We start from the raw sequence: 19,518 nt of genomic DNA, 5'->3' as shown, positions 1-19,518 counted from the left end.
TGCAGTAGAACTTAAAGAGAAGTGCGCATCAACGCAACTTCTGTTCCTGCATACCCCGACTGTGTCATCAACAACTGTCAGCCCTAATTCCATCGTTTCATCCGACATCTTAATAGTTGAAATCCTGCGAATGGTTGAGCATTCGTGAGAGAAACCCTTAAATACGAGGGACGGTTGCGGTGGAGCTTATTCGCACGGATTCGCTCGGTCACGACCGGTTTAGCTCCAATAAGCTCGCTGGCAACCGTTACGCGAATAAAACCGTAGATTCAACCGCAATAGCCTCTGTGGCAACCACAACCACAACCACAACCACAACCGCAACCGCAACCGCAACCGCTAGACCTACCTATTCGCGCCAGCCCCGACCGGCCCCGGATTGAAGGACCAGGTCAGCATGAATTTGTCTTGAAGGCTGATGATGCACCCGAGCGGAACGGATAGCAACGCTAGATCTAGACTAGTTGCGGTAGCGAATCCAGACGGACATTTCGCCTGGCGTCCGGTTGCCCCACAGTGCATACGGTACAGCACGGATCGCAGCCGCCTCTGGCTGCGGAATGGATGCCGAGCTGTACAGCTGATCCGCTTCGACAACCTCCGTATCCCGGTAACCTTCACCTACGAGCACGATAGCACCTGGCAGCAGGTTGTCGTTCGTCTCCGTTGCAAAATCGCCTTCCGCCTTGATGGCAAGCGACGAAAGCTTGCTTCCATTGTCCAGCTCTTCGATGCAGTACACGAGCGGGCCGCGCTGCAGGGCGAGACGTCCTGCGTTGTAGCGAACTTCGGCATTCGCCGTCAGGCGAAGAACAGGCATAGCGAGCGTCAGCTCAATTGTGTCTTCATTACTCCATTCGCGGGTAATAACCAAATAGCCATCGCGAACTTCAGCCGCGCTGTCAGCCAGCGGCTGACCATTCAGCAGAACGGTCGGACGATTGCCGTTCGTCCAGCCCGGCAGGCGGAATGCAAGCGAGAACGACGCCGAACCGCTCAGCTCGCTCAGTCTGAACGAAGCGCTGCCGCTCCAAGGCATTGCCGTCGTCTGCGACAGCTTGAACGTGGAATCGCCAAGCTGTACATTCGCTTCGCTGCCGATATACAGATGCGTATACGCCGTGCGGCTTGCAGCATCCGTCGTGTAGATATACTCGCCAAGCGACGTCAGCAGACGCGCGATATTCGGCGGGCAGCAGGCGCAGCCGAACCAATGCTGGCGAACCGGCTTCACATGATGCTTGCCCGGGTTGCACGAGCACGCATGCGGCCAAACTTCCAACGGGTTAACGTAGAAGTAGCTTTTACCGTCGAGCGCGATACCCGAGATAACCGTGTTGTAGAGTGCACGCTCCAGCACGTCTGCGTATTCCGCCTTCGGCTCCAGACGGAGCATGCGGCTCGCGAAGAAGACGAGGCCGATCGATGCGCATGTTTCAGCGTAGACGGTATCGTTGGGCAGATCGTAGCTTGCCGTGAACGCTTCGCCGTGATGCGTCGAACCGATGCCGCCCGTTACATACATCTGCTTGCGCGTCATGTCTTTCCACAGCGTACGGCAAGCTTCCAGCAGCGTTGGATCATTGTTCAAGCCTGCGAGGTCCGCCATTGCCGTATACATATAGACGGCGCGAACGGAGTGGCCGACCGCATGCTTCTGCTCACGGACTGGCACATCCGCTTGGAAGTACTTCAGATCCGGCTTGCGCGTATTGTCCGGCATATGCGGGTTCGGCGACCAGATCGACGTGCGGCCGCGCTTCTCGAATTCATCGAGGAAGAAGGCAGGCGAATTGCCGCGCTCGTCGATGAAATAAGCGGCGAGTTTCATGTAGCGCTCTTCGCCTGTCGTTTGATACAGCTTCACGAGCGCAAGCTCGATTTCTTGGTGGCCGTCATAGCCTTGGATCTTGCCTGGCTCTGTGCCGAAGGTGTTGTCGATGCAGTCTGCGAAGCGGCAGGCGATGTCGAGAACTTTGCGTTTGCCGGTTGCATGGTAGTACGAGACCGCTGCCTCAATGAGGTGGCCTGCGCAGTACAGCTCATGCGCTTCGGTCAAGTTCGACCAGCGCTTATCCAGTCCATTAATTTGATAGAAGGAGTTAATATAACCGTCTGGCAGCTGAACCTTTTCGAGCAGGTCGATCGCTTCGTCTGCAATCGCCTCCCAGTGCGGGTCAGGATGCGTCGAGAGACGGTAGCCCACTGCTTCGAGCCATTTGTACAGATCGCTGTCTTGGAAAACAAAGCCGTTGAAGCTTCCTTGCTCGATGCCTGCCGCGATACGCAGGTTCTGAATCGCATAGCTTGGCTCTGCGCCTTCGACGCGGTCGTTCAGCGCTTCCCATTGATAAGGAATAACCGCTTCACGCGCCAGATTGGCATAGGAAGTCCAGAATGGATCGTGGATGGAGACGCTCTTAAGCGGTACAGTGGACGCTGGAGATAGCTTTTCGTTCAATCGATTGATTGTCATATGGTTAGTCTCCTTAATTTTGCAAGATTCGTTCAAATATAAGACTTGTTTCACCTTGCTTTACAACATTATTTTATTTGATAAAATGATAGGGAAACAGCAACTTATTCAATTTATATTTTGCATATTTACACACCACATGATGGAACGCTTGCGCCCTTCTATGACGCAATCCGTTCCATTGCGGAGAAACATAACCCGACTATACGTATAAAGTCTTATTACTTGAGAGAGGGTTGCCCGATGACGAACCAGCAGCTGCTAACTTATTTATCGCCGCCACTTCCTTATTTTATTGAATCCAATCGTACGACCTATGCGGTCGGAGAAGAACATCCGACGAGGGCGAACCTCGGCGTGTTCGACATGTTATTCGTTCACAAAGGTATGCTGCACATCGGGGAAGAGGATAAACAGTGGTCGCTCGGAGAAGGGCAGATGCTCATTCTTCGGCCAGATCGCTGGCATTACTCGATTAAGCCGTGCGAGGAAGAGACGGTGTTTGACTGGATACACTTCCAAGCGCCAGGCAATTGGGAGGAGACGGACGGACCGCAATCCGGTACGCTTCGCGGCGACTACTATACGTATGCGATTCGGCTCCCGAAGCATATGACGCTCTCCTATCCAGATGAAGCGAAGGAAATGTTCGCAGGATTACATGAGGCAGCGAGCGGGTCAACCCATGCTGCATTCTGGGATCGCCAGCAGCGTTTCCTCCATCTGCTGCAAATGCTCGACGAGGGCTGGCGGACGGATGAGGCGAAGGCCGCAGTCTCTGTTGCGGAGCGCGCGGCAGCTTATATGAAGCTGAACTACCGCGCATCCGTCAGCAATCGGATGCTGAGCGAAGCGCTGCATCTGCATTCGAACTACATATCGCGCTGCATGACCGAGGTGTTCGGCTGTACGCCGCAGCAATTCTTGCTGTATTATCGACTCGACCAAGCGAAGCTGCTGCTCATTAAGACGGACTGGCCGATCGCACGAGTGGCGGAGGAGACCGGATTTAGGCAGACGCCGCATTTTTCAAGACTATTCGCTGAGCACACCGGGCTGTCGCCTCTACGGTTCCGCAAACGGTTCACGATCTAATAATTGCAACTCGCATGCATAATGTACCTGACTTCTGCCAGATACTACCGTATCCTAGAGTGAAGGCAGGCGTGGCGTGTGGAGCGATTTGCACTGCGGTCGGATGTTACAGATATCGTGAATCAGTTTAATGTATGGAAGGTCAAGAATTGTCTAGGGAACCGATTCAACATTGCACCAAGGCAGGCTGTTTCGATCATTATGAACGATCGGCTTCGTCAGCGGACGATTGATCAGGCGCGTTGGGGGCTGTATCCGTTCTGGGCCAAAGAATCGGTTAATGCCGACGGCGAGCGCGTCGACTCGAAGCGGTATTTCAAACGTATGCTCAAGAGCAACCGTTGCGTTGTGCCGTGTACCGGATTTTTCGGATGGAAGCATGAAGGGATGGAGCGCGATCCGCGGGCTATGCATATCGTAGTGGACCGTCAGCCGTTGTTCGGGATGGCGGGCATATACGATCAGTGGGTCAACCCTCAGGGTATTGAGGAGCGGGCGTTTACGATTCTAACCGTACCGGCATCGGGACCTATGGCGGCATGGCAGCCAAGATTGCCAGTTGTGCTCGACGCAGAAGCGGTGGAGGACTGGCTGAATCCTGATATTACGGATTTTGCGCAGGTGCGCACGTATGTTCAACCGTTGGAGCCGTTCCAGCTGCGTTCGTACCCGGTTACGAATGCAGTGACCGACGAGCGTTATGAAGCGCCGGATTGCATCATGGATTTGAGTATGGGAACGGTGTGAACATGATCCAGCGGATCAAGTAGGAAAGCGGGTTTTTTTCAAATTGAGAAACGTTGTTATGGTGTTATGGGGCGTTGTTATACTCGTGTGCGTATGTACCGTTAACTTTCAACAGCTGCTCGATCACGGGACTATGGTATTCCAGCTGAATAAGCATCCGAATTTGAGCGATTACTTGATCGTGAATGATATTAAACTGCACAGCAGAATATACGTCACGCAAAAAATCGGGCATTTCTCCTGCTTCTTCGTCTTTACCTTGATCGCAACGATCGGTGTAAGAAGCAAAACGGCGTTCCGACGGGGCGTGTTGATTGCAGTTGGCTATGCGGTATTCACCGAGCTGCTGCAGCCGTTCTTCGGCCGTGACGGGCGCATCGTCGATATGTTCATCGACAGCGCTGGCATTGTGCTGGCTGCGACGATCGTACGTTTGACTGGCGGCGTGAAGCGGGATTCCAGCCGATACGGCCGTATGTATTATTAAAAATGGAAGGGACAGAGCCGGTTGGCTCTGTCCCTTTGTTGTGCTATGCGCCGCTCAATGTATCGGCGTGATTGACTTCTCGATGGCGGTCATCATTTTTTCGCTGATGAGTCCAAGCCGCCAGATGGCGACGCCTTTGAGCCCATAACGTTTCGCCAGTCCGATTTTGCTGCCGATCGATTGGTCCGTCTCACTGTCGGCTGAGATGCCAAGCACAAGCTTCGATTTGGGCACTTCCTTGAGTGCCAGTTCGATCGCTTCATTCACGAGCGTGATTGGTTCAGGCGCATCGACGTACGGTTTGTAGTCATAAGCCATAATGATGATTTCGTCGGCGTAGCTGGATAGTGTCTTGTAATCATAGCCGTGGTAGGAGCTGTTCAACGGGTGGAGAGCCAGCGTCAGCGTTAAGTTCGATGCCTCGGCCTTCTGATCGAGCTTTTGAACGAAGCTGTTGAAGGTCTGCTGCACGGCTGTTCGATCACCCGTTAAGCCAAGTCCCTCGAAGTCCAGCGTTATGCCTGTAAAATGATGAATGAGTGCAGTCTCGACCAGCTCATCAATAACATTTGCTTGTTGTTCGGAGTCGCTGAGCAGCTTAGTCAGCTCGCCTTTGCCGTCCATGGCTACTGCCATGAGGTTCGCTTCGCTGCCTTGTGTCGTTGTGTCATTGACGATCGTGTCCGGCGAAATATCTCCCGCAGCGTCTGGCCAGTAGAAGTCATCGCCGTCCAGCGTAAGCTCTCCTGATGTAGGATCAATGCGAATCCATCCGAACGAAACGGAATCGAACTTCTCGACAAGATTGAGCTGGAAGAAGGAACGAATCGCGTAGAACGTTTCCGTATACATCGGTTCAATTGGCGATGTAATCGTCACGGTCTGCGAAGGGCCGTCCCAGCTAACCTGAGCACCGAACTGCGTACTGAAGAAGCTGAGCGGAACGAAGAACGTCCCATTTTGGTTAACTGGCGCTTTGTTCAGCTGCTTCTTCTGTCCATTAACGGTCGCTGTCAGCTGAGATTGACGGAGGATCACTTCCGTTGTGACACCACCCTGCGTCTTCGTGGCCGTTAACGTATGCGTATCGTTCGACCAATCGACATGGATGTTCATCGCTTGCGCGATCGCGCGGAAAGGTACCATGATCGTCCCCGCCGAGTTGAATGGAGCAGAAGGGAATGGAAGCGGGAAGCCGTCGAGCATGATCGTCACGGGCTTTGTTGTTGTCTGAGCTGCGGCATTAGCAGTGCCGTTGCTTGTCCCAGGAACAGCTGTCAGCAGCATGGCCGCCGCGCAGCAGGTAAGGAACAAGGATCGTAATTTCGTTCGCATGAATGACCTCCTTGTAATGTTTATTTGGCCGGGCCGTCCATTGGCCCAACGAATAAGGGCTTCTCCGATCATAACGCGAAAGTTACGTAGATAGTTGCACAATTCTGATGAAATTATTGGAACCTGTGTATAAAATGTACAGAGAGGCGATAAATCGCCTTTAAGTGTAAGTATGCCGTCTGACTGGTGGGATAGGGGCGTTAAATAGCCTCTAAGTGTAGGTGTATCGACTGACTGGTGGGACAGGGGCGATAAATCGCCTCTAAGTGTTGGTGTACCGACTGACTGGATGGATAAGGGCGGTAAATCGCCTCAAAGTGTAGGTGTGTCGACTGACTGGTGGGATAAGGGCGATAAATTGCCTCTAAGTGTAGGTGTACCGTCTGACTGGTGAGACAGGGGCGATAAAATGCCTCTAAGAGTAGGTGTACCGACTGACTGGATGGATAAGGGCGGTAAATCGCCTCAAAGTGTAGGTGTGTCGACTGACTGGTGGGATAAGGGCGATAAATTGCCTCTAAGTGTAGGTGTACCGTCTGACTGGTGAGACAGGGGCGATAAAATGCCTCTAAGAGTCCGCGCATTGACTAACCTGTGAGATAGAGGTGATTTATCGCCTCTCGGGATCTACCTAATGGCTGGCGATTGCAGCGGGCTGCGGTTGAGAGGTAGATAGAGTACTTTGAAGTAGTGGAGAGTATGGGAGTTAGAAGCGGATAGAGTACATTAAAGTATCCTAAGTAGTGAGTACGACGAGTTTGAGGTGGTTAGAGTACATTAAAGTATTCTAAAGTGGTGGGCACGGCGGTTGTGAGGCAGATAGAGTACATTAAAGTATCCTAAGTAGTGAGTACGACGAGTTTGAGGTAGGTAGAGAACATTAAAGTATCTTAAGTGGAGGGTACCGCAGTTGTGAGGAAGTTAGAGTACATTGAAGTATCTTAACTAAAGAGCGCATCAAATGGGGGTCGGTTGGCCCAACTTGCGTGCGACGAACGAAGAAGAGGCCGAATGGGAGACTTGGAAATATCCCAATCCCTTTCCCATTCGCCCTCATCAACCTTCTGCATTACTGCTCCGACTCACGCCCGAACTTGCTTGGCGGGACGCCGATGACCTTTTTGAACATGCGCGAGAAGAGGAGCGCATCCTTGTAGCCGACGGAGCGGGCGATCTCGGCGACCGTCAGCCCCGTGCTGCGCAGCAGCTCGCATGCTTTGTCCATCCGGTAGCGGAGCAGGTATTGCTGTGGCGGCAAGCCGAGCGACTCGCGGAACAGCGTGGCGACATATTTGCGATCCAATCCCAAATATTCGGACAGCTGCTTCATCGATACTTCCTCATCGTAGTGACGATGAATGAAGTCGGCGGCGCGGCGCACATATTCTTCGCGCGGCTTCACTGTGTCAGGGTTGCTCGCAGCGGCAGGGGCCTGTCGGATGAGCGAGGCAAGCAGCTCGATCAGGACGCTCTGCAGCAGCAAGTCGCCGCCGGGCCGATCGGACATGTCCGACAGTCGATCGAACCAGCTTTCATTTACGCCAGCCGGGTTATCGAATACAGGTTGATCTGGCAGCGCAGTACGTCCGATGATGGCGCCTGCCTGGTTGCCGCTGAAGCCGAGCCAACTGTACACCCAAGGCTCAACTGCATCAGCGGTATAGTGAACAACCTCGTTCGGCGGCGCGTAGAAGCCTTGTCCTCCGCTTAGCTCGTACGTAACACCGCGGAAGCGTAATAGACCTTTGCCGCTATGGATAAAATGAAGCTTATGATGATCGCGGACACCCGGCCCCCAGTTATGATCAGGCGGGCAGGGCTGCGTCCCCCAATACGAGACATTGAGGTCATTGCTCCCACTAGAGGGGGCTGTTTTTTTGCGGATACCGTCCTTGGATGGTTGTATGGTCAAGAGCTATACACCTGCTAACTTTCAGTATGGAATTCTGACATTATACCATATAGTCATGTCATTCTGTCATTGGGGATTGTTGTCATGAAATGCTACAATATTGGCATCACGGACAAGGAGTTGAATCTTAATGGTTTATGTAGCAGACGAGAAGCGTTACGACACCATGACATATAATCGCAGCGGTCGAAGCGGCCTGCGCCTTCCGGCGTTGTCGCTTGGACTGTGGCACAATTTTGGCGGCAACGATAAATTCGAGAATGGACGCGCGATGGTACGCAGAGCGTTTGATCTGGGTATTACCCACTTCGACCTCGCGAACAACTATGGCCCGCCTCCGGGTTCGGCAGAAACGAACTTCGGCGAGATCATGCGCCAGGATATGATGCCTTACCGCGACGAGATGATCATCTCGACGAAGGCCGGCTACCATATGTGGAAAGGGCCTTACGGCGAGTGGGGTTCGCGCAAATATATGCTTTCGAGCCTGGACCAAAGCTTGAAGCGGATGGGACTTGAGTATGTTGATATTTTCTACTCGCATCGTCCTGACCCGAACACGCCGCTGGAAGAAACGATGGGCGCGCTGGATAGCGCTGTCCGTTCCGGCAAAGCGCTCTATGTCGGCATCTCGAACTACTCGCCCGAACAGACGGCAGAAGCTTCGGCTATTCTGAAGCGACTCGGAACGCCATGCCTCATCCACCAGCCATCGTATTCGATGTTGAACCGCTGGATCGAGGACGGCCTGCAGGATGTGCTCGACCAAGAAGGCATCGGCTCGATCGTCTTCTCGCCACTGGCTGGCGGCGTCCTGACGGATCGTTACCTGCAAGGCGTGCCTACTGATTCTCGTGCGGGGGGATCGAGCGTATTCTTGAATGCGCGTGATCTCACCGAAGGCAAAATGGCGAAGGTCCGCAAGCTGAACGACATTGCGCGTGAGCGCGGCCAGTCGCTGGCACAGCTTGCACTCGCATGGGTGCTCCGCGGCGGACGTGTGACGTCTGCGTTGATCGGCGCAAGCCGTGTCGAGCAGATCGACGATAACTATGCGGCGCTGAACAACCTGTCGTTCACCGAGGAAGAGCTGCGCCGTATCGAAGATATTCTGGCGCTGCCGAATTAATCGCCACCTTACGCAAGACGAAGTCCATAAACCAGAACAGAAGCCTTCAGTTCCGCTTGATGCGGCTGAAGGCTTCTTTTGCATATACAGGTGTGATTCGATTTATCGGCAAGCAGGGAATGGAATGATGTCTGCGATCTGGTTGAACGGATAGTGGAACGTCGCGAACTGGGATTGGTACAAATATTGCAGCACGTAGACTTCGCCGCCCTGCACGCTGCACAGAATGCCGGAGGCACCTGTGCCGTTGCGCATCGAAATGCCGACAGGACGTCCGATCAAGCTGGTTGCCTTCTGCTGCAGCGGCATCGCCCCAGGCTGCATAGGGCCTGGCGTTGGCATGAACATACGGTTATCTCATCCTTTGTACGTAATATCTGCTGACGAGATAATGTATGCGCATGCCTCTCGGCTGTTGATCGCGAAGTATCCGCTACTTAATGAACCGAATCGTAAGCGGGTATTGATAGTGCCGCCCCTCGTAGGCGCGAATGGTGCCGATGATGGTCAGAATGATCCATGCGATTCCGATAATGATCGAGGTCAGGATGCCGATGAAGATGATGATCAGAATGCTGGAAATAATGCCGTAAATCAAGATGCTGATCTGAAAATTGAGCGATTCCTTCCCTTGGGCATCGACATACGCATATTGCTCGCGTTTGATCAGCCAGATCACGAGCGGACCGATGATGCTGCCTAGAGGAATGACAAACCCGACGAATGCGAGTACATGGCACAGCATGCCGTACAAACGTTCATCATTCGAAAGCTGACTCGGATACATCGCTTACCTCCTCAATTCCGTCCGCCTAGCGGCACGGATTGGATGTTAGCCTATCGATCCACGATATGCAGGAAGCGATGCGGACATTCGGTTCTAATCGTACGTGTTCAAAAATTCCGGTTGTCAGCACCGAGAAGGTTGGATAAAAGCAGGGAATGAGGATCGGAGCGTAGTGATGTGCTACGTGAGAACCGGAAGTCGCTGCTTCATTCAAGATTCGACGCTGATTATGCTTCTTGTGCTGCTTCGTGATCACAAGCGGTTTTTTTGAACAACCTCTAATAAAGATTATGAATCACATCTTCAAAATGAGGCTCTTCCATATGCACGTCCTCAATTTCCCCGTATTGCTCCAACAGACGGAGTGCATCCATCGCGCTGATCGCTTCGCGATTGCACTCGGCTGTAACCGTATGCCCATCGATTTCCGTTACGCGAAGCGACGAATCATCATAGGATGCGAGTCCGGTGGAGGACAAGACTGGCGTCTGCCGGTAGGTAACTCGGATAAGCGTCGGCAGCCCTATACGGCGGCGAAGTTCATCGATCGTACCATCGAAGCCGATTGTTCCGCGATTAATGACGATTACGCGACTGCACAGCTGCTCAATATCGTCCATGTCGTGCGTCGTGAGCAGCACCGTTTTGCCAAGTTCGACGTTAATGCTGTGCAGGTACTCGCGAATGCTGCGCTTGGCCACGACATCGAGGCCGATCGTTGGCTCGTCGAGGAACAACACGTCCGGGTCGTGCAGCAGTGCGGCTGCGAGATCAGCACGCATCCGCTGGCCGAGCGACAGCTTGCGGACGGGCGTGTCCATAAATTCGCCGAGCTGCAGCAGATCGGCGAGCTCGGTGATGCGAGCGTCCTTGCGATCGGTCTCGATACCATACATGGCAGCGAGAATATCATACGAGTCGCGAACCGGCAGGTCCCACCACAGCTGCGTGCGCTGACCGAATAGGACGCCGAGTCGCCTTGCGACGCGACGACGATCGCGGTGTGGATTGAGTCCGTCGATCTGAACCTCGCCAGCGGTTGGATGGAGGATGCCGGAAAGCATCTTAATCGTCGTTGACTTGCCGGCGCCGTTCGGCCCGATATAGCCGACGAATTCGCCAGATGCGATAGAGAAGCTGACGCCGCGTACGGCTTCCTTCTCTGTATATTGGCGGGACATTAGCGTGCGAAGCCCGCGAAAAGGCCCTTCCGGCGCCGGCTGCGGCAAGCGGAAGCTTTTGGACAGTTGATGGACGGTTATCATTGGTTTCATTGCTTCTCGATTCTCCTCTTCTTCAGCTTCCTGTGCTCTGGTATCGGCTAAGTCCGAACCGCCATACGAATAGGGCAAGTATAAACAAGGCGCCAGCAATGCATGCCGTCAGCGGAAGCATCCACCAGCCTGTATCGCCGCGCAGCACGAACAGCCCCGGCATGTAGTTGGCGAAGCCGACGGGTATGATGCCAACCAGAATGCCCTGCAGCCAGCGCGGATAGATCGACATCGGGTATTGAACAGCGGTACGGGCAGCATCCTCGGTAATGTTTTGCAGCTCGGTAATCCGTGTCAGCCAGAAGCCCGCCGTTGCGGTTATTAGCCCAATTGCGAACAGCAGCACAGCGCCGGACAGGATAACGAATACGGTTAATGGGATCGACAGCCAGCCGATCTGACCTTCCCGCATAAGCGTCGACATGCTGACCGCGAGGATACCAATGCCTTGGAACACTTCCCCGAATCGGAACGATACGTTGCGCGACATGAGTGCGCTGAGTACAGGAATTGGGCGCAGCAATAGACCGTCGAGCTCGCCGCTGACGAGGTAGCTCTCGATGTTGTGCACATCGTTTGCGACCGTGCGATAGAGGGCTCTCGACAAGGACAATACGCTGAACAGCCAGCCGGCTTCCGCGAGACTCCAGCCTTTGATATGGCCGAATTTAAGCAGTACGATGGCGAGCAGCAGAAATTCGACGATGCTAATAACGGCCAGCATGACAGAGGAGAACCAGAAGTTGAAGCGATACTGCATCCGGCTTCGTATGCTTGCTCGGAACAACAAGCCATACATGCGCAATCCATTCATCATCCGCCTTGCACCTCCACCTTACGCCGCATCAGCTTCGTCAGCCCCAGGCAGCAGATCGTCAAGAAGACTGCCCATGCCACAGAACGGACTAGTGTCGATGGCGAAGACAAGCCTAGGTAGATGCGGGTCGGGATATAGTTCAGCGATGGATAGGAGGACCAGTGCGCAATGAATGCAAGCGGCTTCGGCAGCCATTCCAGCGGGATGAGAAAGCCTGATAATAGCGAGTTGAACGCATAGTTCACCCAGAACAGCCAACGTGACTCGGTCGTCCATAACGCAGTAGCACCGATTAAGTAATTGATGCAGATCGATATGTAACCGGCGAGAAGCAGGGCGACAGCTGTTGCAAGCCAAGTCTTGAGTGAGTGAGGCATGTACATCGGGAGAACGACGGCATATAGGGCGTAAATCGGCAGAAACTTGTAGACGAATTGGTACGCGATCTGGCCCCATTCCTTGCACATGAGCTGGTAGAACAGGTGGGTTGGACGCATAAGCTCCAGCGCGATGCCGCCAGTGCGGACGGATTGCTCGATGCCGAGCCCGTTGGTCAAGAAGGCTGCGACCCATAGGCTGCATTGGTTAAAAGCAACATAGCTTACGATACCGGCACTGCCGTATTCGCCAAGCGGTTGATCCGTGGCAATCGCTGCCCAGATCGACATGTAGATGAAGCCGAATAAGGAACTTGCAATGGTGTTGATTAGATGTGCGCCGCGATACTGCAGGTTGCGGACATACGTTTTGCGGGCTAATACGTAGAACAGCATGAAAGAAACACCTCCATCCTTTAACGTTAAGGCGAAAGTGCGTAGAGAGCGGAAGAAGAATATAGCATAGAGTGGATGGATATTACAACAGATTTTGCGATAGGATATTGAATTTTGTGATTCGTTGCAGCAATAGAATCTAGACTAAGGATGAGACGGATGAGATGGCAGACGATGCAGGCGTTGAAGCGGAAGCAGGACCGGATGCAAGTGCGTCCGAGGAGTCGGAAGAGTTGGCAGAAGGCATTCCAATGGATAACGATACAGGCAACGTGATGGAACAAGACCAAGATCAGGTGATCGTTTCGGCGGAAGAGCGGTTCTCCGAGCCGACCAAATTCAAATATGGGGTCAACTCCGTAGGTGGCATTACATTGACATGGAGGGCGTCGAATCTATCCGGCAAAACAATTAATTATTACACGGTAAATATCAGCACCTTTAACCCGGTTGGCGACCCTTCGTATGATCGGCACAGTAATGAGAGCACGTTCCGAATCCGATATGTTGGACCGGTTGAGCCGAATGAAGAGCTCGGCGTATTCCATTTGTTCACTTATCAGGGAGCGCTTCATACGGTTGTCATCGATTCGATCGATCTGGAGTATGCAGATGGCACGGAAGAACACGTCTCATACGATCGTTCTACATCCGATAACAGCGGCATGGATGAATAAATCGTACAGACGATGAATGCAAGAGGTGCTGTTGAACAGGGAGACCTGGTCGACGAGCACCTCTTCTTCATGGGATTAACGAGATAGCGACAGCAGTCGGGCGAGATCAGCCTCGATATTTGCTGGTTCTACCGTCGGCTCATACCGGTTAATGACTTGTCCGCTTCGGTCGACGAGAAACTTCGTGAAGTTCCATTTGATTCCGTCGCCTTCAAGGATGTCGGGATATTTCTCCTGCAGAAAATGGTCCATCCACGCGCCGCTCTCCGAATGGAGATCGAACCCTTGGAAAGGGGCTGTTTCCGTCAGGTATTGAAACAAGGGATGGGCGGATGGACCTCTTACCTCGATCTTCTCGGATAGAGGGAACGTGACACCGAAATTGCGATCGCAATAGGCTTGGATCTCGGCATGGTCGCCTGGCTCTTTGGCGTTGAACTGGTTGCACGGAAACCCGAGTACGGCAAAGCCTTGCTCCTTGTAGTCCACATAGAGCTGCTGCAGTCCGGCAAATTGGCGCGAATAGCCGCATTTGCTGGCTGTGTTGACGATGAGAAGCACCTGATTGCGGAAGCGGGACCAGTCGAAAGGTGAACCTTCAATTGTGTTTATTGGATAGTCGTAGATAGACATCGTACATACCTCCTTACGAGTGATGTGATAGGGGGCCGGGACTTGTTGGATCTATCATAGAGCTTGATGGGGTTATTGGTCTAATATATAGATGTAATTATATTGATAGGTAATGATGATAAAGATGTGGTTGGACCAAACAAAAGCGACTCGTCAGGAGTCGCTTTTGTTTGGTTTGCTATATTAGCTCGCGCCGAGTATGCGTCGGAACTCGCCGGTGAGCAGAGGCACGATGTCGAACAGGTCGCCGACGACGCCGTAGTCGGCAACGCCGAAGATTGGCGCGTCCGGGTCTTTGTTGACGGCGACGATGACGCGAGAGCCGCTCATGCCGGCGAGATGCTGGATGGCGCCGCTGATGCCGCAGGCGATATATAGCTGCGGCGTGACGACCTTGCCGGTCTGGCCGATCTGCAGCGCGTAGTCGCAGTAGCCGGCATCGCAGGCGCCGCGGGAGGCGCCAACTGCGCCGCCGAGCAGCGAGGCCAGCTCCTGCAGCGGCGCGAAGCCATTGGCGGCGCGCACGCCGCGGCCGCCGGAGACGATGATGTCGGCTTCCGCCAAGTCGACGGCGCCGGTTGTTTTGCGGACGACGGAGCGTACCGTCGTCCAGAGCGTCGGCGCGCTGTACGCCAGCGCCGACACCGCGCCGGGCGCGGCTCCTGCCGGCAGCGTTTCAGCTGGCGGCAGGTTGTTCGGGCGCACCGAGATGACCATCGGTGCGCCAGGGGCAATGCGCAGCCGCTCGACGGCCTTGCCGGCGTAGAGCGGCCGCGCGAATACGACGTCACCGCCATCGCCAGCCGTATCGATGGCGGTGACGTCAGCGGCGTGGCCCGCGCCGATGGCGGCGGCCACGCGGGGCGCGACTTCGCGCCCGAGCGCGGTGTGGCCAAGCAGCACCGCGTCTGGCCGCACCGCGGCAATGGCGCCGGCGATGGCGGCCTGCACCGCCTCGGGCGCGCCGTCCCGGAGCGCCGGGTCGTCGGCGACGTGCACGACGGCCGCGCCGCGCGAGGCAAGCTCCGCCGCGGCCTCGGCGAGCGCGGCGCTGTCCGCGCCGGCGAGCAGCGCGTGCACAGCGCCGCTGTCAGCGGCAAGCTGCCGCGCCGCGCCGAGCGCTTCGAGCGCGACGCGGCGCAGCTTGCCGTCCTTGCATTCTGCGTAGACTAGGCAGGTTATGCTCATGTTGGGTGACCTCCTTGTGCAGATGATATAGCTCCGCTATTAGGATCGCGATGTGGGAAGTAATGGCAATGGCAGTTGAAAAAGTGCAAAAATGCAAAATGCAAAAATGCAGGTATTCGGCATCCCCCAAGATGAATTTCGGTATTGCTGCAAAAATACAGGAATATTGAACAACAGCCAAACGAATTTATCCAACTGGGCTGAATACCTGCACATATGCAGGCTTAGAGCAACAAAGGTTACTTTGAACATGCAAAGGATGTAAAATTGCAGGTATTTCATCATTTCAATTGCTACAGCAACGGATATGTTCAACGTCCATCTTCAGTCGGGATCACGCTCGCACCCGGTATCCTACCTGGCACCAGTACACAGTACACAACACGAAGCGTACATCAACGTGCATCTTTCATCTAACTCCAGTCGTACGTCCGGTTCAATTTACGCGCAGCCAAGCCATGCTGGAACATTCGTTATTCGACAAGCAGCATGCGAGAAGTCCGACACTACAGCACCTTAGCCTCCTCATGCAGCAGCTTCGCGAGCTCTGCCGCAAGCTCGGATGGCGTGCCGCCTCCGAGCCGTTTGCCGGCTGCGCGCGGCGGCACGGCATCCACCGACAACCGCAACGAGGCTGGTGCAGCCGCATCTGCCGCCAGCTCGCTTCGGCTGACGACACGCAGCGGCTTGCGTTTCGCCTTCATAATGCCCGGGAGCGACGGATATCGCGGCTCATTGAGTCCTTGCTGCGCAGTGACGAGTGCCGGCAGCGGCACCTCAACAGTAGCAATGTCGCCCTCGACATCTCGATCAGCAACGAGCGTACCGCCGTTAACCGCCAGCTTCACCACAGCTGAAGCATGCGGAATCCCCAGCCGCTCCGCGACCTGCAGCGCGACGCTGCCGGAGCCCGTGTCAACGGCGAACAAGCCCGCCAGCAGCAGATCCGGCTTCAGCGGACGCACGACGGCGGCGATCGCGGCGGCGAGCGAAGCGCTGTCATCGCCAGGCTCGACCTCCAGCCGAATGGCCTCATCGGCTCCCATTGCTAGTGCCGTGCGGAGCGCCTCCGCGCTTTGCTCGTTCCCGCAGGTGAGAGCGGTAACGGTCCCCCCGTGTTTTTCCCGCAGTCGTAGTGCTTCTTCCAGTGCATATTCGTCATACGGGTTGACGATCAGTTTGACGCCATCCTGCGAAACTGTGCCGCCTTGGACGACGATTTTTTCCTCGGTATCGAACGTTTGCTTCACGAGCACGACGATGTTCATAAACGTACAGCCTCCTCCTGATCGGTTCAGTCGATCGATAGCCATCAGTGCTACGATATGACTTCGTACCATCGAATAGACTAGCGGGCAGGGCATCATACCATCGCCGCGATAGACAAGACTCGCAGGGAAAGAGTGCGTAGGATATGCAAATGCATGTTCACTGGACGGTACTCATATACTGGAACAACGCGCAGGCATGAAAGCGCTTCAATGACTTGTCCTAGCAATCGAGCGCTTGAAGGGGGCGGTGCTGCGTTGACGGACCATTTTGTAATTGAGCTGATTAGGTGGTTGTTGTTCGGCTTCGTGTTAGGTATGGCGATTGTATGGTTCGGGATGGCTGTGATGAGCCGTGTCTCTTACATGCGGCTAGGTCAGGCGACATTCCGTGCTCCACCGCATGAAGGTGGCAGTGACAAGTCAGCAGCTGCGCAGACTGCGGATGTTGCCGTGCAGGTGTTCGGGCATCGGAAGCTGCTGCGGGATGTTCGAAGCGGCGTCATGCATTTGCTTCTTTTTTATGGATTTATCGTGCTGCAATTTGGTGCGCTCGCGATTATTTGGGAAGGGCTGACGGATCACGTGCTGCCGTATGCGCGCTGGAATGCGTTCGCCATTTCGCAGGAAACGACGGTTGCGGTTGTGTTTGTTGCGGTGTTGTACGGTGTTTTCCGCAGGTACGGGGAACGATTGGAACGGTTAAAAAGAGGTTTAAAACCTGCCGTCGTATCCTTGTTCATAGGCGGCATATGTATAACGGTGCTGCTTACGCTTGGCTTCGGGCGGATCGCTTCACCGGATACGGCGCATAGCGCGGCGTATGCACCGATCTCGTCAGCGCTTGCAGATTTATTGAAAGCAATCGGTTTCACGGAGCAGTCCGCGTCGTATGGCTATGAGACAGCTTGGTGGCTGCATTTGCTCGTCTTGCTCGCTTTTCTCGTATACGTGCCGCAGTCGAAGCATTTTCACCTGATGACGGCACCCATCAATCTGTGGTTCGGACGGGGAGTGACGCGGAGAGCGCTGCAACCGATCAATCTCGAGGACGAAAATGCCGAGTCCTTCGGCGTCGGTCAAATTGAACAGTTCCGCAGGAAGCAGCTGCTTGATCTGTACGCGTGCGTCGAGTGCGGACGCTGCACCAATGTGTGCCCGGCCTCCAACACCGGCAAGCTGCTGTCACCTATGCATCTGATCGTGAAGCTGCGTGATCACTTGACGGAGAAGGGAGCTTCGGTTACCAAGCGTCAGCCGTACATTCCTGCATGGGCATGGGCGGCAGGGCACACGAAGGATGGGCAGCAGGTGCATGTAATGGGTGCGTCGATGCCGATCTGGAATGGCAGTCGTGATGCGGCGGATACGTCGATTGCTCCAACGATGGAGGCACAGGCGGAGTCTTGGCAAAAGTCTACCGGTACCGCCATCGAGGACGTGTCGATGATCGGCGATGTCATGACGGAGTCGGAGCTCTGGTCGTGCACGACCTGCCGTAACTGCGAGGATCAATGTCCGGTCGGCAATGAGCACGTGGACAAAATCATCGATATGCGTCGCCATCTCGTCCTAATGGAAGGCCGCCTGCCAGCCGAAGGCCAGCGCGCGATGCAAAATATCGAGCGCCAAGGCAATCCATGGGGACTGCCGCGCGCTGACCGCGCTGCGTGGATGGATGCGTGCAAGGAGCAGACCGGCATCACGGTCGAGACTGTGCGCGACTATGAACGGCGTGGCGAGCGGCCGGACTGGGTCATTTGGGCTGGCTCGATGGGGGCTTATGATGCGCGGAGCCGCAAGGTGTTGTTTGCACTCGTGCAGCTGCTCGACGCAGCAGGCGTCCGATTCGCGACGCTTGGCGCGGAGGAACGCAACTCCGGCGATACGCCGCGAAGGCTCGGCAACGAGCTGCTGTTTCAGGAACTGTGCGCAGAGAACATCGCAACGATCGAGCGCTACAGCATCCGCCAGATTGTTACGGCGTGCCCGCACACGTTCCATGCGATGCGCAACGAGTACATTGATTTTGGCCTGCCAGCCGACGTTGAGGTTGTTCATCATACGGAGCTGCTGAACCGGCTGCTTGATGAAGGGCGCTTGCGACCTGCCAAAAAAGTCGAGGCCCGCGTCGTCTACCACGACTCCTGCTACATGGGCCGATACAACGGCTCTTATGCGGCGCCGCGGCGTATCCTGCGAGCTGTTCCAGGCGTGTCCGTTGTCGAGATGGAACGCTCGGGCCGCAACGCCATGTGCTGCGGCGCCGGCGGCGGCATGATGTGGATGGAGGAAAAAGCAGGCGTCCGCGTCAACGTCGCCCGCGTTACCCAAGCGCTCGCCACCGAGCCCGAAGTCATCGGCTCCGGCTGCCCATACTGCCTGACCATGATGGAGGACGGCCTGCGCCAGCTCGAACGTGACAACGTCAACGCCCGCGACGTCGCCGAACTCCTCGCCGAATCCGTCTGCGGCGGCTAAGGGGCGCAGTTTCCGTTTCTAACGAACCAAGGAGACGCTATTCGCAGCCAACCAGCTGCCGAGAAATTCTAACGAACCCAGATGCGCTTATATGTTGGATTTTCTCGTATGAAGCTCGATTTCCAGTCAAATAGCGGCTGCTGAGTCCGTTACATCTCAAATCGAGCTTCTCAGAGGTCATTAGCGTCTCTGTGGTTCATTACAGCAAGAAACACTGCAGATGTTCAAGGAGGGCAGCCCCTAGCAAGGACGCTCGAACGAAAGCTATGCCCCACCGGGGGCAAGCGTCTCCCGCCGCCATTCTAACGGACTGAAGGGGCGCTATTTGCAGCCAATCAGCTGCCGAGAAATTCTAACGAACCCAAATGCGCTTATATGCTGGATTTTCTCGTATGAAGCTCGATTTCCAGTCAAATAGCGGCTGCTGAGTCCGTTACAT

The 19,518-nt window shown here is 54.9% G+C and carries 18 protein-coding genes; 7 read left to right on the top strand and 11 right to left on the bottom strand.

All coding sequences use genetic code 11. From position 1 onward, the window contains the following. Window positions 1-460: 460 nt before the first annotated feature. Window positions 461-2,476: a glycoside hydrolase family 127 protein gene (locus DFQ01_RS20545; RefSeq protein WP_110045783.1), complete on the bottom strand. Its 2,016-nt coding sequence runs from the start codon at window positions 2,474-2,476 to the stop codon at window positions 461-463. Window positions 2,477-2,719: 243 nt separating this feature from the next. Between DFQ01_RS20545 and DFQ01_RS20540 the strand changes: the two genes are divergently transcribed. The 3 genes from DFQ01_RS20540 (at window position 2,720) to DFQ01_RS20530 (ending at window position 4,805) form a co-directional block, all read left to right on the top strand. After that, a complete protein-coding gene (locus DFQ01_RS20540; protein WP_110045782.1) occupies window positions 2,720-3,571 on the top strand; it encodes a helix-turn-helix domain-containing protein in 852 nt (283 codons plus the stop codon). Window positions 3,572-3,649: 78 nt separating this feature from the next. Further along, on the top strand, window positions 3,650-4,318 hold the full coding sequence (locus DFQ01_RS20535) for an SOS response-associated peptidase (RefSeq protein WP_110045781.1): 669 nt from the start codon (window positions 3,650-3,652) through the stop codon (window positions 4,316-4,318). Window positions 4,319-4,361: 43 nt separating this feature from the next. Then, window positions 4,362-4,805 carry a VanZ family protein gene (locus DFQ01_RS20530; RefSeq protein ID WP_146216904.1) on the top strand — a complete coding sequence of 148 codons (444 nt, stop codon included), beginning with the start codon at window positions 4,362-4,364 and terminating at the stop codon, window positions 4,803-4,805. A gap of 54 nt (window positions 4,806-4,859) precedes the next feature. Here the strand turns inward: DFQ01_RS20530 and DFQ01_RS20525 are convergent, their stop codons facing one another. Continuing rightward, entirely contained in the window at window positions 4,860-6,140 is a 1,281-nt protein-coding gene (locus DFQ01_RS20525) for a stalk domain-containing protein (RefSeq protein WP_174812520.1), read from the bottom strand. Between the two features lie 409 nt (window positions 6,141-6,549). Here DFQ01_RS20525 and DFQ01_RS31190 point away from each other — a divergent pair, with 409 nt between their 5' ends. Then, window positions 6,550-6,687 carry a hypothetical protein gene (locus DFQ01_RS31190; protein ID WP_174812521.1) on the top strand — a complete coding sequence of 46 codons (138 nt, stop codon included), beginning with the start codon at window positions 6,550-6,552 and terminating at the stop codon, window positions 6,685-6,687. 522 nt (window positions 6,688-7,209) lie between these two features. Here DFQ01_RS31190 and DFQ01_RS20520 read toward each other — a convergent pair. Continuing rightward, complete coding sequence (locus DFQ01_RS20520; protein ID WP_110045778.1) at window positions 7,210-8,052, bottom strand: AraC family transcriptional regulator; 843 nt, start codon at window positions 8,050-8,052, stop codon at window positions 7,210-7,212. A gap of 130 nt (window positions 8,053-8,182) precedes the next feature. Here DFQ01_RS20520 and mgrA point away from each other — a divergent pair, with 130 nt between their 5' ends. Further along, window positions 8,183-9,181 carry an L-glyceraldehyde 3-phosphate reductase gene (gene mgrA / locus DFQ01_RS20515; RefSeq protein ID WP_110045777.1) on the top strand — a complete coding sequence of 333 codons (999 nt, stop codon included), beginning with the start codon at window positions 8,183-8,185 and terminating at the stop codon, window positions 9,179-9,181. A gap of 102 nt (window positions 9,182-9,283) precedes the next feature. Here mgrA and DFQ01_RS20510 read toward each other — a convergent pair whose 3' ends face one another. The 5 genes from DFQ01_RS20510 to DFQ01_RS20490 all read right to left on the bottom strand — a co-directional run bounded on the left by DFQ01_RS20510 (window position 9,284) and on the right by DFQ01_RS20490 (window position 12,832). After that, window positions 9,284-9,490 (bottom strand): hypothetical protein, encoded by a 207-nt coding sequence (locus DFQ01_RS20510; RefSeq protein ID WP_110045793.1) that lies wholly within the window; start codon window positions 9,488-9,490, stop codon window positions 9,284-9,286. Between the two features lie 124 nt (window positions 9,491-9,614). Further along, the gene (locus tag DFQ01_RS20505) at window positions 9,615-9,968 is read right to left on the bottom strand and encodes a DUF4870 domain-containing protein (RefSeq protein ID WP_110045776.1); all 354 of its coding nucleotides are present in this window, start codon (window positions 9,966-9,968) and stop codon (window positions 9,615-9,617) included. 278 nt (window positions 9,969-10,246) lie between these two features. After that, on the bottom strand, window positions 10,247-11,233 hold the full coding sequence (locus tag DFQ01_RS20500; RefSeq protein ID WP_110045792.1) for an ABC transporter ATP-binding protein: 987 nt from the start codon (window positions 11,231-11,233) through the stop codon (window positions 10,247-10,249). Between the two features lie 31 nt (window positions 11,234-11,264). Further along, window positions 11,265-12,056, bottom strand: coding sequence for an ABC transporter permease (locus tag DFQ01_RS20495; protein ID WP_174812731.1), 792 nt, complete (start codon window positions 12,054-12,056; stop codon window positions 11,265-11,267). Further along, window positions 12,056-12,832, bottom strand: coding sequence for an ABC transporter permease (locus tag DFQ01_RS20490; protein WP_110045774.1), 777 nt, complete (start codon window positions 12,830-12,832; stop codon window positions 12,056-12,058). The genes DFQ01_RS20495 and DFQ01_RS20490 overlap by 1 nt, the downstream gene beginning before the upstream one ends. Before the next feature lie 164 nt (window positions 12,833-12,996). Between DFQ01_RS20490 and DFQ01_RS20485 the strand changes: the two genes are divergently transcribed. Next, complete coding sequence (locus DFQ01_RS20485) at window positions 12,997-13,509, top strand: hypothetical protein (protein ID WP_110045773.1); 513 nt, start codon at window positions 12,997-12,999, stop codon at window positions 13,507-13,509. 75 nt (window positions 13,510-13,584) lie between these two features. On the opposite strand, the gene DFQ01_RS20480 is transcribed toward DFQ01_RS20485, so the two are convergent. The 3 genes from DFQ01_RS20480 to DFQ01_RS20470 all read right to left on the bottom strand — a co-directional run bounded on the left by DFQ01_RS20480 (window position 13,585) and on the right by DFQ01_RS20470 (window position 16,598). Further along, entirely contained in the window at window positions 13,585-14,142 is a 558-nt protein-coding gene (locus tag DFQ01_RS20480) for a glutathione peroxidase (protein ID WP_110045772.1), read from the bottom strand. 183 nt (window positions 14,143-14,325) lie between these two features. Next, window positions 14,326-15,330 carry an electron transfer flavoprotein subunit alpha/FixB family protein gene (locus DFQ01_RS20475; protein ID WP_110045771.1) on the bottom strand — a complete coding sequence of 335 codons (1,005 nt, stop codon included), beginning with the start codon at window positions 15,328-15,330 and terminating at the stop codon, window positions 14,326-14,328. A 506-nt stretch (window positions 15,331-15,836) separates the two neighbouring features. Further along, entirely contained in the window at window positions 15,837-16,598 is a 762-nt protein-coding gene (locus DFQ01_RS20470) for an electron transfer flavoprotein subunit beta/FixA family protein (RefSeq protein WP_110045770.1), read from the bottom strand. A 318-nt stretch (window positions 16,599-16,916) separates the two neighbouring features. Between DFQ01_RS20470 and DFQ01_RS20465 the strand changes: the two genes are divergently transcribed. Next, complete coding sequence (locus DFQ01_RS20465; RefSeq protein WP_245946810.1) at window positions 16,917-19,079, top strand: (Fe-S)-binding protein; 2,163 nt, start codon at window positions 16,917-16,919, stop codon at window positions 19,077-19,079. The last annotated feature ends 439 nt before the right edge of the window (window positions 19,080-19,518 follow it).

It is taken from the genome of Paenibacillus cellulosilyticus, assembly GCF_003182255.1.
In the GTDB taxonomy this organism is placed as follows: domain Bacteria; phylum Bacillota; class Bacilli; order Paenibacillales; family Paenibacillaceae; genus Paenibacillus_T; species Paenibacillus_T cellulosilyticus.
Note: the sequence above shows the minus strand (reverse complement) of the source record. Positions and strands in the feature narration are given on the sequence as shown.